Source organism: Serratia sp. CY33525 (assembly GCF_052169115.1).
In the GTDB taxonomy this organism is placed as follows: domain Bacteria; phylum Pseudomonadota; class Gammaproteobacteria; order Enterobacterales; family Enterobacteriaceae; genus Serratia; species Serratia sarumanii.
In genome coordinates, this window is the sequence record NZ_JBJNLK010000002.1 from 195,242 (window position 1) to 209,426 (window position 14,185).

Annotated in this window: 12 protein-coding genes and 2 pseudogenes; 5 read left to right on the forward strand and 9 right to left on the reverse strand. The window is 58.5% G+C overall.

Annotation, left to right across the window (positions count from 1 at the left end):
* Window positions 1–113 precede the first annotated feature (113 nt).
* A complete protein-coding gene (locus ACJ8IM_RS05900) occupies window positions 114–452 on the reverse strand; it encodes a hypothetical protein (protein ID WP_033653504.1) in 339 nt (112 codons plus the stop codon).
* Window positions 453–816: 364 nt separating this feature from the next.
* A pseudogene (locus ACJ8IM_RS05905) lies at window positions 817–1,086 on the reverse strand (transposase); the annotation flags it as partial.
* Window positions 1,087–2,035: 949 nt separating this feature from the next.
* Here ACJ8IM_RS05905 and ACJ8IM_RS05910 point away from each other — a divergent pair.
* The gene (locus ACJ8IM_RS05910; RefSeq protein ID WP_072008397.1) at window positions 2,036–2,389 is read left to right on the forward strand and encodes a VOC family protein; all 354 of its coding nucleotides are present in this window, start codon (window positions 2,036–2,038) and stop codon (window positions 2,387–2,389) included.
* A 149-nt stretch (window positions 2,390–2,538) separates the two neighbouring features.
* Window positions 2,539–2,850: a DegT/DnrJ/EryC1/StrS family aminotransferase gene (locus tag ACJ8IM_RS05915; protein ID WP_072008396.1), complete on the forward strand. Its 312-nt coding sequence runs from the start codon at window positions 2,539–2,541 to the stop codon at window positions 2,848–2,850.
* A gap of 246 nt (window positions 2,851–3,096) precedes the next feature.
* Here ACJ8IM_RS05915 and ACJ8IM_RS05920 read toward each other — a convergent pair whose 3' ends face one another.
* From ACJ8IM_RS05920 to cecR, 5 genes are read right to left on the reverse strand one after another with little or no spacing between them, the layout of a single operon-like run.
* The gene (locus ACJ8IM_RS05920; protein ID WP_033647114.1) at window positions 3,097–4,203 is read right to left on the reverse strand and encodes an ABC transporter permease; all 1,107 of its coding nucleotides are present in this window, start codon (window positions 4,201–4,203) and stop codon (window positions 3,097–3,099) included.
* 11 nt (window positions 4,204–4,214) lie between these two features.
* Complete coding sequence (locus ACJ8IM_RS05925; protein ID WP_033653503.1) at window positions 4,215–5,369, reverse strand: ABC transporter permease; 1,155 nt, start codon at window positions 5,367–5,369, stop codon at window positions 4,215–4,217.
* Window positions 5,366–7,102, reverse strand: a complete 1,737-nt coding sequence (locus tag ACJ8IM_RS05930; protein ID WP_101455787.1) for an ATP-binding cassette domain-containing protein — start codon at window positions 7,100–7,102, stop codon at window positions 5,366–5,368. Before ACJ8IM_RS05930 ends, ACJ8IM_RS05925 begins: the two co-directional genes overlap by 4 nt.
* An 8-nt stretch (window positions 7,103–7,110) precedes the next feature.
* Window positions 7,111–8,097 (reverse strand): secretion protein HlyD, encoded by a 987-nt coding sequence (gene hlyD, locus ACJ8IM_RS05935; RefSeq protein WP_033647110.1) that lies wholly within the window; start codon window positions 8,095–8,097, stop codon window positions 7,111–7,113.
* Window positions 8,098–8,115: 18 nt separating this feature from the next.
* On the reverse strand, window positions 8,116–8,814 hold the full coding sequence (gene cecR, locus ACJ8IM_RS05940; RefSeq protein WP_033653501.1) for a transcriptional regulator CecR: 699 nt from the start codon (window positions 8,812–8,814) through the stop codon (window positions 8,116–8,118).
* Window positions 8,815–9,111: 297 nt separating this feature from the next.
* Between cecR and rhlE the strand changes: the two genes are divergently transcribed.
* The 3 genes from rhlE (at window position 9,112) to dusC (ending at window position 12,584) form a co-directional block, all read left to right on the forward strand.
* A complete protein-coding gene (gene rhlE, locus ACJ8IM_RS05945) occupies window positions 9,112–10,494 on the forward strand; it encodes an ATP-dependent RNA helicase RhlE (RefSeq protein WP_033653500.1) in 1,383 nt (460 codons plus the stop codon).
* A gap of 113 nt (window positions 10,495–10,607) precedes the next feature.
* On the forward strand, window positions 10,608–11,567 hold the full coding sequence (locus ACJ8IM_RS05950) for a D-2-hydroxyacid dehydrogenase family protein (RefSeq protein WP_033653498.1): 960 nt from the start codon (window positions 10,608–10,610) through the stop codon (window positions 11,565–11,567).
* A gap of 84 nt (window positions 11,568–11,651) precedes the next feature.
* Window positions 11,652–12,584 carry a tRNA dihydrouridine(16) synthase DusC gene (gene dusC, locus ACJ8IM_RS05955; protein WP_033653497.1) on the forward strand — a complete coding sequence of 311 codons (933 nt, stop codon included), beginning with the start codon at window positions 11,652–11,654 and terminating at the stop codon, window positions 12,582–12,584.
* 41 nt (window positions 12,585–12,625) lie between these two features.
* Here dusC and ACJ8IM_RS05960 read toward each other — a convergent pair whose 3' ends face one another.
* Window positions 12,626–12,892 (reverse strand): hypothetical protein, encoded by a 267-nt coding sequence (locus tag ACJ8IM_RS05960; protein WP_033637517.1) that lies wholly within the window; start codon window positions 12,890–12,892, stop codon window positions 12,626–12,628.
* Between the two features lie 246 nt (window positions 12,893–13,138).
* A pseudogene (gene fbpC / locus ACJ8IM_RS05965) lies at window positions 13,139–14,185 on the reverse strand (ferric ABC transporter ATP-binding protein).

The window sequence follows — 14,185 nt, forward strand, 5'->3', positions numbered from 1 at the left end:
GCGATGCTTAAGCTTTCGTTAAGCAAAAGGATTTTGCATGATGCCCGATACTTTCCGCTGTATCTTTATCGAAGGCAGTGCGGTCCTACCGGGTGGTTACCCCGATCGCTCCGTCAAAGTGCTTCTGGCCGGTGATGAACGTTTTCCCCTCGAACAATATTTCTCGCGACGGCATTGCTGGTACCGGTAGCCTGACCCCCAAAGACAATATCGTCACCGGCTCCCCCAACGTTTTCATCAACGGCAAACTCGAACAGCTTGGTGGCTGGCAACGATAGCGGCCCGAACTCTGTTCCAAGAGGAATTTCCAGATGGCCAATCGAAGGTTTAAGATCGGCATTAAAAGAAGTGCCCACACCGAGAGCGACAGTTTGGCCGGGGAAAAGGACTTTGCTCATCGTCTCAGTTCGATAGTTCTTCATTTGCAGGTCTAGCCAAATGGTACCGTTCATGCTCGCGAACTCAGTGTCAGGGAACTCGAACCGCTAGCGCGGGGCATTAGGCTCGTCATGTTTTGTTCCGACAACCACTTCAATAGTTGTCTGCGACGTAGCTTTGTAGCTACGCGAACCATCTGGGAATGTGCGTCGCGGCTCTATTCTCAGCAAGATTTCGCTTGCGCGGTGCGGAGGGCCTTCCAGGGAGTTGCAATTTCATCTGGGAGTGCAGGAGCTGCCTCCTCTAGCATCATATCTGCAAGCTTTATCATAATTTTTCCTTTCACGTTGTTGGGTTCTTGGTGGATTTAGTCGGATTTGGCGAATAAATCAGAGTTAATTGGCAAGACTGCATCCGTTTCACCCATTATGCGATCTACCTGCTGATCAGAGAGTAATTAGGGCAGGACAACGAAAGCCCCATCAGCTTGAAAATTGAACACACAACACCTTGTAATGTCTGGAGTAACAGGTTGAACACGCGTTTTATCAATCAGTACTGTCGTGATCGCCATATTGATGAAGTGGCTGACCATGCCCCCCAGTCTTTGTACTGGTAGTCCATGCAGCGATGGCGAGTTCATCAAGCCATAGAGTCAGGGAGTCGTGTTGCCTTGGCGTATTTTTTGTATGCGGGCCAGTTAGTGATTTTAAAATTCTACTTTGCCATGGTGACCTGGTGTTAAAACGAATGTGGTCTTCAGAACAGCCAATTATCTAATACACTCAATAGTTCGATTTTTTCAAAAAGTTGATTTGGATGATTTAGCACCTTTTTAATATTAGTACTACGAATCGCACCATGTCTAGGTTCCGAGACAGAAAATCTTCTGGCGCAACTGAGACGGAAATTGGCGTTGTTTTACTAATATTAATATTTATATCATTCGAATTTTTCAAGAAAAGAAGAGGGGGTAACATAAAACGGAACATCCAGAAGGCAACAGCCGATGAGATTATAATAAAATATTGTTAGAAACAGGTGGAGGTGCTGAGGAAATATTCGTCTAGGGCAAATCGCCCGATTCAATTTCAGGGGAGGTTCAAGAGTCAAATTTTTACGATTTTTTGGACACCAAATTTATTCCTTCGTGCAGTGCTATCTGATTTTTTTTGAAAGTTTTAATAATTTTTTTATATCAGTACATCGCTGTGTGCTATCTGAACCTGAGAGACTATGATGTTCAGATCGGTTAAGCGATAGCGATGGTCAAAGCGCTGATGTTGTCCGGCCAGTTAATGCTGATTTATTCAACAAAATCGACAAATATTGCGGTCACATCATTTTCCTAACCATGAGTTTTGAAAAAAAGGACATTCGATGTCTTGGTGAAACAGTGTGGCTCACTATGATTTAATAAATACATTTAACTATTATTAATTAAAGTTATAGATATACCTCCAAATAATGACATAAGTTAGCCTTATACATTGAGTTTAACAAAGTTAGAGGCGGCTCTCATTTTTTTAATTGCTAAATTTAATTTTTGAGTTGGAGTTGAAAATGAATTTATTTTGTGATTAATAATCGAGCAATGGCTTGAGACTACCAAGATAGTAAAAAAAGGATTTTTCAACTTAATTAGGAGAGTAAGATAATGTCAAATAATAACTTTACGAGTCTTGTTTCCGTTCTTCACGTAAGTGATTTCGACGAAGCTGTTGAATGGTACGCCAAATGGCTTGGGCGCAAGCCAGATGTTACACCTGATGAGGGAATCGCCGAATGGCAGCTGGTAGAAAATGCTTTGATTCAAGTTTCGGTTGCTCCTGATCCAAACCTTGCTGGTAAGTCATTTGTAGTTTGCTGTGTTCGTAATATCGAAGCACAGAGGGTGATTTGTCAAAACGCTGGTGTTACCGTTAGCGAAACACAGGATCTAGGATTTATAAAGCTTGCGCAGGTCAGCGATCCAGCCGGAAATACTGTGATGTTCGTCCAAGAAATGTAGAGCAGTCTTGATTAGAGAAGTGAATTCTTAAGGAGGAGATGTGTTTCAAAAATGGATGTTGGCGTTTGGAGCTCCAGAAGAGAATACGAAAATGAACGAGCGGAAATACTTGCTGCGGTTGACAGGGTTTTAGTTCGGGCCAACTGATCTTGGGCAGAAGTGTAGCCGGGTTCGAGGAAGAATTCGCTTCGTACCATGGCTCTCGTCATTGTATTGGCGTTGATAACGGCACGAACGCTTTAATGCTGTCTCTCAGAGCTGTCGGTATTTGTACTGGGGATGAAGTAATCACAGTAGCTAATACTGCAGCTCCAACAGTTGTTGTTATCAATTCAATTGGCACTCAGCCCGTACTCGTTGATATAGAGGGAAATGGCAGCTATCTCATTGATTTATCTAAGTTTGAGGAAGATATTAGACCAAAAACTGATCCTACCCATGTAATATGGACACAGCCCTAAGCGAGGTTCTGATTTTTGAACTGTTTCGGGCTGCTTTCGCACGAAGTCTCTGACGCCGTAGGCTTGCTGCGATGGTTTTGATGTTTTATTGCGGCAACTCATTCGCAAGACGCGGCGCTTTTTGCTGGGTAGGATCAGAATAATTAAATGAAGGCGATAAAAAGAATGGCCTAGGGATACCGGGATAGCGATTGCTTCTTTTTGAAAATCAAAGCAGCGTTTCCCGGTAAAGCGTTATGAACCTTTTTATGCGATCTTGCGGCGGAACAGCGCGTAGGCGGCGCTGCCGGTGGTGGCGGTGATCACCAGCAGCGGCCACAGGCTGTGCCAGATGATGCTGAAACTGGCGTCCTTCAGGTAGATCTGCTTGGTGATGTCGGTGAAGTGGCGTATCGGGTTAACCCAGGTCAGATCCTGCAGCCACACCGGCATATTCTCTACCGGCGAGACGTAACCCGAGAGCAGGATCGCCGGCATCATGAACACGAACACGCCGATGAACGCCTGCTGCTGAGTGGCGCACAGCGACGAGATCAGCAGGCCGAAACCGACCAGCGACAGCCCGTAGATCAGCATGGTGGCATAGAACAGCAGCAGCGATCCGGCGAACGGGATCTGATACAGGAAGATGCCGATCAGCAGCACGATGCTGGCCTGGAAGCTGGCGACGATCAGCGCCGGCACCGCCTTGCCGATAAAGATCTGCCAGGTGGTGAGCGGCGAGACCAGCAGCTGTTCCAGCGTGCCCTGTTCGCGTTCGCGCGCCACCGACAGCGAGGTGACGATCAGCACGCCGATGGTGGTGATCATGGCGATCAGCGACGGCACCACGAACCATTTGTAGTCCAGATTCGGGTTATACCAGTTGCGCACCACCAGCTCGCTGTTGTTGGGTTTAGCGCGGTTGCCGAGCAGCTCGTTCTGATATTCCTGCACGATCTGCTGCACGTAGTTGGCGGCGATCTGCGCGCTGTTGGAGTTGCGCCCGTCGAGCAGCAGCTGCAGCGGCGCGGTGTTGCCGGTGGCGATATCGCGCGAGAACTGCGCCGGGAAGCGGATCAGCAGCAGCGCCCGCTGGTTGTCGATGGTGGTCTTTATCTCCTGCGGGCTGCGCAGCAGCAGCACGTGTTGAAAGGCCTTGGCCTTGGCGAAGCGCTGGGTCAGCTCTACCGAGGCCTGGCCGCTGTCCTCGCTGTAGACCGCGATGGTGGCGTTGGTGACTTCCAGCGTCGCGGCGAACGGGAACAGCAGCACCTGCAGGATCACCGGCATGATTAAAATGGCGCGGGTTTGCGGATCGCGCAGCAGCGCCTGCATTTCCTTGATGATGAGCGTCAACAGACGATGAAACATCACTTTTCTCCTCAATCCAGCCGGCGCTGGGTTTTCCAGGCCGTCAGGCCGATGAACACCACCGCGGAAGCGATCAGGAACAGCAGATTGATCAGCAGCACGGTGCCGACGTTGCCCGCCAGGAACAGCGTTTGCAGCGTGCTGACGAAGTAGCGCGCCGGAATGATGTAGGTCACCGCGCGCACGATGGCCGGCATGCTGTCGATCTGGAAGATGAAGCCGGACAGCATGATCGACGGCAGGAAGGCGGCGTTCAGCGCCACCATCGCCGCATTGAACTGATTGCGGGTGAGGGTGGAGATCAGCAGGCCCATGCCGAGGGTGCTGGCGAGGAACAGGCTGCTGATCAGCAGCAGGATCAGCAGCGAGCCGCGATAGGGCACGCCGAGCACCCACACCGCCACCGCCATGCACAGCGCCATGGCGGCCATGCCGAGGAAGTAATAAGGGATCAGCTTGGAGAGCAGCAGCTCGCTGCGCGTCACCTGGGTGGACAGCAGGGCCTCCATGGTGCCGCGCTCCCATTCGCGGGCGATCACCAGCGAGGTGAGGATGGCGCCGATCACCGTCATGATGATGGTGATGGCGCCGGGAATGATGTAGTGCCGGCTGATGGCCGCCGGGTTGAACCAGTAGCGCATCTGCACGTCAATCAGCGGTTTGTCGCTGTTGCCCCGATCGGTGGCGCGCTGCTGCTGCCAAACTTGCCATACGCCCTGGGCGTAACCCTGCACGAAGTTGGCGGTGTTCGGCTCGCTGCCGTCGGTGATCACCTGGATCGGGGCGCTGTCGTGCGGGCGCGCCATGCGCTGGTCGAAATCCACCGGGATCACCACCAGGCCGCGGATCGTGCCGGCCTGCATCTGCTGGATCAGCCGTTGGCGGTTGTCGCTGATGGTCGGTTCGATATAGGGCGAGCCGGCGAAGGCGTGGGCCAGATCGCGCGCGTCTTCGCTCTGCTGCTCCATCAGAATGCCCAGATGCAGCTTGCTGGAGTCCAGGTTGATGCCGTAGCCGAAGATAAACAGCAGCATCAGCGGGATGACGAAGGCGATCAGGCCGCTGCTGGGATCGCGCAGTATCTGCCGCGTTTCCTTCAGGCACAGCGCGCGCAGCCGGCGCCAGGAGAAGCCGCCGTCGTCGATTGGGGTTCGGTTATCGCTCACCGTGATTTCTCCTCATCGTAGCCCTGCACCAGCTCGATAAACGCCTGCTCCATCGAGGGGTTGGGATTGTCGTCGCGCGCCACCTGCTGTTTGAGATCGTCCGGCGTGCCGGCGGCGATGATCTTGCCGCGGTACACCAGGCCGATGCGGTCGCAGTACTCCGCCTCGTCCATAAAGTGGGTGGTCACCATCACCGTGACGCCCTTGTCGACCATGCCGTTGATGTGCAACCAGAACTCGCGCCGCGTCAGCGGATCGACGCCGGAAGTCGGTTCGTCGAGGAACAGGATATCCGGTTCGTGCATCAGCGCGCAGGCCAGCGCCAGGCGCTGTTTGAAGCCGAGCGGCAGCGCGTCCGGCGTCTGATCGAGGATCGGCGCGAAGTTGAAGGCGCGGGACATCTCGTCGATTTTGTCGCGCTGCGCCTTGCCGCTCAGGCCGTAGACGCCGGAGAAGAACTTCAGGTTCTGCGCCACCGTCAGGTTGCCGTACAGCGAGAATTTTTGCGCCATGTAGCCGAGCCGCTGGCGCGCCTTGCCGGAGCTGGTCTTCAGATCCATCCCCAGCACCAACGCCTTGCCGCTGGAGGGGATCAGCAGGCCGCACATCATTTTGAAGGTGGTGGACTTGCCGGCGCCGTTCGGCCCGAGCAGGCCGAAAATTTCGCCGCGCCGCACCTGGAAATCAACGTGATCGGTAGCGGCGAAGTCGCCGAATTTTTTGGTCAGCTGCACCGCTTCGATCACCGTTTCACCGCTTGCGCCGTTGACGGTCGGCATGATCTCCGCCAGCGCCGAGCGGTGGTTGGGGCCGCCGCCGAGCAGATCGATAAACGCATCCTCGAAGCGGGGATCCGCTTCGTCCAGTTCGACGTCCGGCAGATCCAGCGCCTGCAGCAGCTGCCGGTGATCTTCGCCTTCTTTCAGGATCAGGCGCAGATACTTGCCCTGGATCACCCCGTCGGTGACCGCCGGCAGGCAGATCGCCCGCTGCAGCAAGGATCGATGGCTGCCGGGGGGCGCGGCGATCAACACCGTGCGCCCGGCCATACGGCGGGTCAGCGCCTGCGGCGCGCCGCTGAACAGCAGCTCGCCCTCGTTGAGCAGCAGCACTTCGCGGCACTGCTCGGCTTCGTCGAGATAAGACGTGCTCCACAGGATCAACATGCCGTCGTTGGCCAGCTCGTGCACCATGCGCCACAGCTCGCGGCGCGAGATCGGATCGACGCCGACGCCCGGCTCATCCAGCAACAGCACCTGAGGTTCGCCCAGCAGCGTGCAGGCCAGGCCCAGCTTTTGCTTCATGCCGCCGGACAGCTTGCCCGCCAGGCGCTCGGTGAAGCGGGTCAGATCGGTGAATTTCAACAGCCGCTCGAAGGTCTGGCGGCGAAGATCGCCGGTGACGCCGCGCAGATCGGCGTACAGCGTCAGGTTCTCCATCACCGTCAGATCCTCATTCAGCCCGAACTTCTGCGGCATGTAACCGAGGATCGCGTGCAGTTGACGATCCTGCGCGATCGGATCCAGCCCGGCGACCCGCAGTTTGCCGCTGCTGGGCTGCAGCAGCCCGGCCAGCATGCGCAGCAGGGTGGTTTTGCCGGCGCCGTCCGGGCCGACCAGCCCGATCACCGCGCCGCTGCGCAGGGTGGTGGTCAGGCTGGCGACCGCCGGTTTCTCAAGCGACGGGAAGCGCTTCTCCAGCCCTTCCAGCTCAATGGTGTGCGCCTGTTCCATGGCCGGCCTCAGGGTTTGGCGAAGCGCAGGGTGACCGGCATGCCCTGGCGCAGCGCGTCGTCGGCGTCGGTGACGATCACCCGCAGGCGGTACACCAGATCGGTACGCAGATCCGGCGTTTCAACGCTTTTCGGCGTGAATTCGGCGGTCGGCGAGACGAAGCCGATCTTGCCGTGATAAGGCTTGCCGGGGCGGCCGTCGGTGTAGATCTCCAGTTCGGTGCCGGGCACCGCTTGGCTCAGGCTGGTTTCGTTGACGTAGGCACGCACCCACACCGGCCGGGTCAGCGACAGGGTGAAGACCGTGCCGCCGGCGCCGAGCATGGTGCCCGGCTCCACCGCGCGGGTCAGCACCGTGCCGGCGGAAGGGGAAACCAGCGTGGCGTCTTGCAGGTTCAACTGTGCCTGCGCCAGCGCCGCCTCGCTCTGCGCCACGTCGGCCTTGGCCTGTTCGATTTCTTGCGGGCGGTTGCCGCTGCGGTATTGCGACAGCTTGTCCTTCGCCGCCTGCAGGTTGGCCTGCGCCTGATTGCGGGCGGTGCGCGCATCCTCCAGCGCGTCGGCGGAGGTAGCGTTTTTCGCCCACAGCCCCTGTTGGCGTTTCAGGAAGCTGTCGGCGTAGGCGAAGGCGGACTGGCGCTGCGCCATTTCCGACCGTACCTGGGCGATCTCTTCGGCGCGGTAACCGGCCTGCAGCAACGACAGCTTGGCGCGCGCGCTGCCGACGTTGGCTTCGGCCTGCTGCAGCGCGTTGCGGTAGGGGGCGTCGTCCAGCTTACCGAGCAGCTGGCCCGGCTGAACGGCATCGCCCTCATCCACCGTCAGCGACGCCAGGCGGCCGTCGACGCGAAAGCCGAGGTTCACCGTGCGGATGTCGACGTTGCCATACAGCGTCAGCGGCTTATCCTGCTGCTGTTGGTAATGCCATACCCCGTAAGCGGCGGCCGCGATCAGCAGAATTAACAACACGATCAAGGCACTGCGTTTTTTGTTCATAACACTCCCTGCCTGAATTTACGCGCCGTGACGTTGGCGCAGCCCAACAACCAGAATCTCGATATGCTCGCTCAGCACCGCCGCGATTTGCGCCGCTTCGCCCTCACCAATCTCTTGCCAGCCGGCCTGACGGCGGATGGTTTCGCGCGCCACGCGGAACGACAGCACCTCGCCGATCAGCGCATGGGTATGCAGCACGAGGCGGGGGGCGCGTTCGTCGATGCCGGTGGCGGCCGCCAGCAGGCGGCACAGCCGCTCGTGCATCGGCGCGATCACCTGGCTGTGGATCAGCGGGTAGGCGTCGGTCGGGGCGAGCTGTTCGCGCGACATGATTTTGCTCAGGTTCAGCGTGTGCGGCTGGGTCATCAGTTCGCTGAAGGCCAGCAGGCCACGCTGCAGCAAACGCAGCGCCGCGTCGGGTGAGCGCAGCGCGACGGGCTGTTGCCAGAAGCGATCGACCTCTTCGGCCAGCGGAGCGAACGCCTGCTGGATGAAATCGGCGAGCGACTGCGCCACGGCCAGGTACAGCCCCTCTTTAGAGCTGAAGTAATAGGTGATGGCGGCGATGTTCTGGCCGGCGCGCTGGGCGATATCGCGGGTGGTGGCGCCCTGCAGGCCATATTCGCCGAACAGGTCGGTCGCCGCGGCGAGCAGCTGCCGGCGCGCTTGCTCGCCGCGCGCCCGGCCGGCGGCCTGATGAGGTACGGAAGCTGGCATGGGTCACGCTCGAAGTTAATCAATCATATGATTAACTTTATGCCAGATTGTTTAAAACGCAACCGCTAATCACAATGCGTTATGTGATCGGCTTCAGACAATGCTGAATTTACGGCAGATTGTGCTCTCCACGCGTAAAAGTGCTTTTTATTGCGCGACTTCTGTTACAATCGCCGCCTGGTGCACTGCAGTTTGTGCCAATCCCTCGTGGTCATGCTTAATGCCCCGTCTGATCATCCTCCCAGGAAACTGCACCGAACACCGTTAGGTTAGGGGGGATCTGGAGTTTTTCTCTTTATGTCATTTGAAACCCTCGGCTTAAGTGCTGAAATTGTGCGCGCTGTTGAAGAACAGGGCTATCGCGAACCGACGCCAATTCAGCGTCAGGCTATTCCTGTCGTGCTGGAAGGTCGTGACCTGATGGCCAGCGCCCAGACCGGCACCGGTAAAACCGCCGGTTTTACCCTGCCGCTGTTGCAGCTGCTGAGCAAGCATGACCATCCGGTCAAGGGCCGTCGCCCGGTGCGCGCGCTGATCCTGACGCCAACCCGTGAGCTGGCGGCGCAGATCGGCGAAAACGTCGATGCCTACAGCAAACACCTGCGCCTGCGTTCGCTGGTGGTGTTTGGCGGCGTGAGCATCAACCCGCAGATGATGAAGCTGCGCGGCGGCGTCGATATCCTGGTGGCGACGCCGGGCCGTCTGCTGGATCTGGAACATCAGAACGCGGTTGATCTGTCCAAAATCGAAATTCTGGTGCTGGACGAAGCGGACCGCATGCTGGACATGGGCTTTATCCACGACATCCGCCGCGTGCTGGCCAAGCTGCCGGCCAAGCGTCAGAACCTGCTGTTCTCCGCCACCTTCTCCGACGACATCAAGGCGCTGGCCAACAAGCTGCTGCACAACCCGGCTTCGGTAGAAGTGGCGCGCCGCAACACCGCGTCCGAGCAGATCGAACAGAGCGTGCACTTCGTCGACAAGAAGCGTAAGCGGGAACTGCTGTCGCAGATGATCGGCGAAGGCGACTGGAAACAGGTGCTGGTGTTTACCCGCACCAAGCACGGCGCCAACCACCTGGCGGAGCAGCTGAACAAAGACGGCATCACCGCCGCGGCTATCCACGGCAACAAGAGCCAGGGCGCCCGTACCCGTGCGCTGGCGGACTTTAAAGACGGCCGCATCCGCGTGCTGGTGGCCACCGACATCGCGGCGCGCGGTCTGGATATCGACCAGCTGCCGCACGTGGTGAACTACGAGCTGCCTAACGTGCCGGAAGACTACGTGCACCGTATCGGCCGTACCGGCCGCGCGGAGCGCACCGGCGAAGCTATCTCGCTGGTGTGCGTGGACGAGCACAAGCTGCTGCGCGACATCGAGCGTCTGCTGAAGCGTGAAATTCCGCGCATCGCGCTGCCGGGCTACGAGCCGGATCCGACCATCAAGGCCGAGCCGATCATCAACGGCCGCCAGGGTGGCGGGCGCGGTGCGCCGCGCGGCAACGGCGGTGGCCAGCGTTCCGGTAACGGCGGCGGTCAGCGCAGCGGTAACGCGAACGGCGGCCAGCGTGAAAACCGTGGCAACGGCAACGGCAACGGTAACGCCCGCCCGCAGGGTGACGGCCAGCGCCGTTCCGGCGCGCCTTCGCGCCGCCCGCGCAATCGCAAACCGGCCGAATAAGCCTGATTGCTCTAAGAGTAAGCCGCCGATACGGGCGGCTTTTTTTTGCCTGGCGGAACGGCATTTTCGTACTAGGCTGGACGGTGGCTACCCCTAGATTCCAGGAGACGGAGATGAAATTGAAGTGCGCAATTCTCGATGATTACCAGCAGGTGGCGCTCAAGATGGCGGACTGGTCGGCGCTGGCCGAGCGGGTGGAGGTGTCCGCCATCAGCGCGCACTTTACCGATGAGGCGGAGCTGGCGGTGCATCTGCAGGAGTGCGACATTCTGGTCATCATGCGCGAGCGCACGCCGATGACCGCCTCGCTGCTGGCGCGGCTGCCGAAGCTGAAGCTGCTGATCACCTCCGGCATGCGCAACGCCGCTATCGATTTGGCCGCCGCCGCCGAGCGCGGCGTGGTGGTGTGCGGCACCAGCAGCGGGTCGGCGGCGCCGATGGAGCTGACCTGGGCGCTGCTGCTCGGGCTGGCGAAGCATATCGTGCCGGAAAGCGTCGGGCTGCAAAACAACGGCCCGTGGCAGCGGGATCTCGGCGTCACCCTGCAGGGGAAAACGCTGGGGCTGCTGGGGCTGGGCAAGATCGGCGGCCAGATGGCCCGGGTGGCGCAGGCGTTCGGCATGCGGGTGCTGGCCTGGAGCCAGAACCTGACGGCGGAAAGGGCGGCGCAGGAGGGGGCTGAACTGGCGCCGTCCAAACGGACGTTGTTCGAGCAGAGCGATTTTGTCTCTATCCACCTGGTGCTGAGCGATCGCAGCCGCGGGCTGGTGGGGCGTGACGAATTGACGGCGATGAAGCCCACCGCTTACCTGATCAACACCTCGCGTGCGGCGATCGTCGATCGGGCGGCGTTGGTGGACGTGCTGCAACAGCGGAAGATCGCCGGCGCCGGGCTGGATGTGTTCGAGACGGAGCCGCTGCCGGCCGACGATGCGTTTCGTCAGCTGCCCAACGTGCTGGCGACGCCGCATGTGGGCTACGTGGCGGACGACAACTACCGCGCCTACTTCACCGAGGCGGTCGAGGATATTGCGGCGTTCCTCGCCGGCCAACCGATCCGCCGGCTGGGCTGACGGCGCTTTTAATGCCCGCAGAGGCTTGTCTGGCGCGGGCATTCACCCGTATCATTGCGGGTCTTTTTTTAGCTGGGATTGGTCATGCGCGTATTATTGGCTCCGATGGAGGGCGTTCTCGATTCTTTGGTGCGTGAGTTGCTCACCGAGGTGAACGACTACGATCTGTGCATCACCGAATTTTTGCGCGTGGTCGATCAGCTGCTGCCGGCCAAGTCGTTCTACCGGCTGTGCCCGGAGCTGCGCCACGCCAGCCGCACGCCGTCGGGCACGCTGGTGCGCGTACAGCTGCTGGGGCAGCACCCGCAGTGGCTGGCGGAGAACGCCGCGCGCGCGGTGGAGCTGGGCTCTTACGGCGTCGATCTCAACTGCGGCTGCCCGTCCAAGCTGGTGAACGGCAGCGGCGGTGGGGCGACGCTGCTCAAAGATCCGGAATTGATCTACCAGGGCGCCAAAGCGATGCGCGCGGCGGTGCCGGCCCATCTGCCGGTCACTGTGAAGGTGCGTTTGGGTTGGGACTCCTCCAACCGCAGTTTTGAAATCGCCGATGCGGTGCAGCAGGCGGGCGCCAGCGAGCTGACGGTGCATGGCCGCACCAAAGAGGACGGCTACAAGGCGGATCGCATCAACTGGGCGGCGATCGGCGAGATCCGCCAACGGCTGAGCATTCCGGTGATCGCCAACGGCGAGATCTGGGATTACCGGAGCGCGCAGGATTGCCTGCAGACGACCGGCTGCGACGCCATCATGCTGGGGCGCGGCGCGCTCAACGTGCCGAACCTGAGCCGGGTGGTGAAGTACAACGAACCGCGTATGCCCTGGCCGCAGGTGGTTGAGCTGCTGCAAAAATACGTCCATCTGGAAAAGCAGGGCGACACCGGCCTGTATCACGTGGCGCGTATCAAACAGTGGCTGGGCTATTTGCGCAAGGAATATGACGAAGCCACCGAACTGTTCAGCGAAATACGCGCGCTGACGACGTCAGGGGATATTGCGCGCGTCATCTGCCGCAGCTAAAAATAAACCCGCACGCGGCGGGTTTATTTAAATCGGTATTATCAGGCGGCGTTGTCGAGACGGTTCAATTCTATCTCGATATCCTGAATGGTTTTTTCCAGTCCTTCCAGACAGGCACCCTGTTTATTCAACAGGTCGTTAATGGCTTCGGCGAATGCCTTATTTTTGCATTCCCCCTGATCGAAGGCCAGCCAGTGTGCGGAGAGCGTCTCGGTATTCGACTGCGCATAGTGGCGCATTTCCTTCAGCTGGGAAGCGACGTTGCGTAAATTATCCAGCTGCGCCTGTGCGTTTGCATTGTTGCTCATGAATTTCTCCTTGAGTTGGCCGTTAAATAATTTCGACTGCGGGATTAAGATTACCCTATCTAAATAAAAATATCACCCTTGTCGGCCCTGGTGGTTATTTTTGAGTGAATGCGGATGTATTTATTTTTCGATTGAACAAGGACTTGGGCGGAATTGTAAAAATAGATAAATACGGTTTTTGAGACGGTTATTTCCGGCCATTCCATGCGGAATGGCCGTTATTCTAACGCTTAAGAGTGATGCTTATTATGCCGCGTCCGCCAGCATAAACATGCCGTAGGGGTGAATTTCCAGATAATAATGTTCGCCGACGTTCGGCTGCAGGCGAGTGGCGTTAACCTGCAGCAAAATCTGCTGCCCATGCCACGCCACCGTCACCTCCTACTGCGGCCCCATGTAGGCGACATGCTGGATCACGCAGCGCTGGCTTTCCTCGCCGTGCTCGCTCAGCGTGATCGCTTCCGGCCGCACGCCCACCGTGCCGGCGCCTTCGGTGGCAAAGTGCGCGGGGCGCGGCAGGCGATAGCCGCTGATATCGACATAGTCCGCGCTGAAGCCGGCCGGGAACAGGTTGGCGTCCCCCATAAAGCTCGCCATAAAGCGCGACGCCGGCTGCCGATAGAGATCCTGCGGCGAGCCTATCTGCATGATATGCCCCTTGTTCATCACCAGCACGGTGTCTGAGACCGCGAAAGCCTCGCTCTGATCGTGGGTGACGTACAGCGAAGTGATATCAAACTGCTTTTGCAGCTCGCGGATCTTTTCGCGCATGCTGCGGCGCAGGTTGGCGTCGAGGTTGCTCAACGGCTCGTCGAACAGCAGCACTTTCGGCTTGAGGATCAGCGCGCGCGCCAGCGCCACGCGCTGCTGTTGGCCGCCGGAGATCTGATCGACATAGCGATCGTCGAACCCCGCCAGATCCACCATCGCCAGCGCTTCCTGCACGCGCGCTTTCACTTCGGCGCGCGGAATGCCGAGCATCTTCAGGCCATAGCCGACGTTTTCCCCCAGCGACATGTGCGGGAACAGGGCATAAGACTGGAACACCATGCAGATGTCACGCTGCTGGATGGAACGATGGGTGACGTCTTCGCCATCAATGAATATCTGCCCGTCGCTCGGTTTCTCCAGCCCGGCGACCAGGCGCAAAATGGTGGTCTTGCCGCAGCCGGAAGGGCCGAGCAGCGTCACCATCTGCCCCCTAGGGATGGTGAGTGCGATGTTATCGATCACCGTGTTGCTGCCGAACCGTTTGGAGACGTTGCGCAGTTCAACGAAATTTTTCTGGCTCAT

Bases quoted from the DNA above. Each gene is read 5' to 3' on its own strand.
- ACJ8IM_RS05900 (WP_033653504.1), bottom strand. From the start codon at position 452: ATGAACGGTACCATTTGGCTAGACCTGCAAATGAAGAACTATCGAACT.
- ACJ8IM_RS05910 (WP_072008397.1), top strand. From the start codon at position 2,036: ATGTCAAATAATAACTTTACGAGTCTTGTTTCCGTTCTTCACGTAAGT.
- ACJ8IM_RS05920 (WP_033647114.1), bottom strand. From the start codon at position 4,203: ATGTTTCATCGTCTGTTGACGCTCATCATCAAGGAAATGCAGGCGCTG.
- ACJ8IM_RS05930 (WP_101455787.1), bottom strand. From the start codon at position 7,102: ATGGAACAGGCGCACACCATTGAGCTGGAAGGGCTGGAGAAGCGCTTC.
- hlyD (WP_033647110.1), bottom strand. From the start codon at position 8,097: ATGAACAAAAAACGCAGTGCCTTGATCGTGTTGTTAATTCTGCTGATC.
- cecR (WP_033653501.1), bottom strand. From the start codon at position 8,814: ATGCCAGCTTCCGTACCTCATCAGGCCGCCGGCCGGGCGCGCGGCGAG.
- rhlE (WP_033653500.1), top strand. From the start codon at position 9,112: ATGTCATTTGAAACCCTCGGCTTAAGTGCTGAAATTGTGCGCGCTGTT.
- ACJ8IM_RS05950 (WP_033653498.1), top strand. From the start codon at position 10,608: ATGAAATTGAAGTGCGCAATTCTCGATGATTACCAGCAGGTGGCGCTC.
- dusC (WP_033653497.1), top strand. From the start codon at position 11,652: ATGCGCGTATTATTGGCTCCGATGGAGGGCGTTCTCGATTCTTTGGTG.
- ACJ8IM_RS05960 (WP_033637517.1), bottom strand. From the start codon at position 12,892: ATGAGCAACAATGCAAACGCACAGGCGCAGCTGGATAATTTACGCAAC.